The sequence below is a fragment of the Clostridium vincentii genome (assembly GCF_002995745.1).
Classification (GTDB): domain Bacteria; phylum Bacillota; class Clostridia; order Clostridiales; family Clostridiaceae; genus Clostridium; species Clostridium vincentii.
Genome location: NZ_PVXQ01000085.1, coordinates 1 through 1,144 on the forward strand (window position 1 = coordinate 1; position 1,144 = coordinate 1,144).

General features: G+C 31.6%; 2 protein-coding genes. Both read right to left on the reverse strand.

All coding sequences use genetic code 11. The features are described 5' to 3' along the window. Positions 1-32 precede the first annotated feature (32 nt). Complete coding sequence (locus CLVI_RS17915) at positions 33-458, reverse strand: group II intron maturase-specific domain-containing protein (RefSeq protein WP_106061453.1); 426 nt, start codon at positions 456-458, stop codon at positions 33-35. A 3-nt stretch (positions 459-461) separates the two neighbouring features. Beyond that, positions 462-1,144, reverse strand: a 683-nt coding sequence (locus CLVI_RS17145; RefSeq protein ID WP_106061454.1) for a reverse transcriptase domain-containing protein, incomplete at its 5' end; no start/stop codon positions are given.

Genomic DNA, 1,144 nt, shown 5'->3' on the forward strand with positions numbered 1-1,144 from the left:
GATTTCCCGCATACGGCTCCCCATATTATAATTTACAGAATATATGTAATCTCTTTCTTTAATTCAAATATATTTACATGTATTTTAGCTTCAGGCACTTCAAAATATCTAAACATTTTATCAAACCTAAGCCATGTATAACTCTTCCTCTGACTTCTTCTATTTAACCATTTAAATGTTAGTCTTCTTACCAAATATCTAAAATTTTCTATAGCTCTAGAGTTATCAGTGATTCCATAATACCTAAAGTATCCTGCTATTTTCATCTTTAATTTCGTCATCAATATTGTAAGTGGTAGACTTCTATTTTCCTTTAACCATTCCCCTACCCTTTTCAGACTAGCCCTAAATTTCTTAGAACTAGTCTTCCGTTTGACTCTAAATCTGCCACTCTTACAGCTACTGCAATAATGTGTGAACCCTAGAAAATCAAAGGTTTTATCTTTATATGACTCCAGCTTTCAAGCTCTTTTAAACTTCCTATCTTCGAATGAATCCTTACCAAAGTATAAAATTTTAGTTTTGTCTTCTGCCACTTCTAGATTGAATTTACTTAATCTATTCTTTAATGCTTCATAAAAGGCTTTCGCTTCGTCTTCATATTGAAAACAACAAACAAAATCGTCCGCGTAGCGTACAATATAAGCTTGTCCTTTACACCTTTTCTTAATAAAATTATTAAACCATATATCTAATGCATAATGTAAATATACGTTTGCAATAGTTGGTGAAATTATCCCACCTTGCGGAGTTCCGTCATATACTTTATGAAACTTTCCCTCATCCATTATTCCAGACTTTAGAAATCTACCTATATATCTTAGTAAATTTTTGTCAGCAATTCTGTGTTCTAGGAATTTCATTATCCATTTATGGTCAACATTATCAAAGAAACCTTTAATATCTGCATCTACTACATAGTTTATATTTCTTCGTGACAGATATACATCTAAAATCTTTATGGCATCATGGCAACTTCTATTTTCTCTGAATCCAAATGAACAGTCTAAGAAATCTTGTTCATATATTGATTTAAGTATTTTGTTAATGGCTAATTGAACAATTTTATCTTCATGAGCTGGAATACCTAGCGGCCTTTTCTTATCTGAACCTGGCTTATCTATGTACACTCTCCTTACAGGTT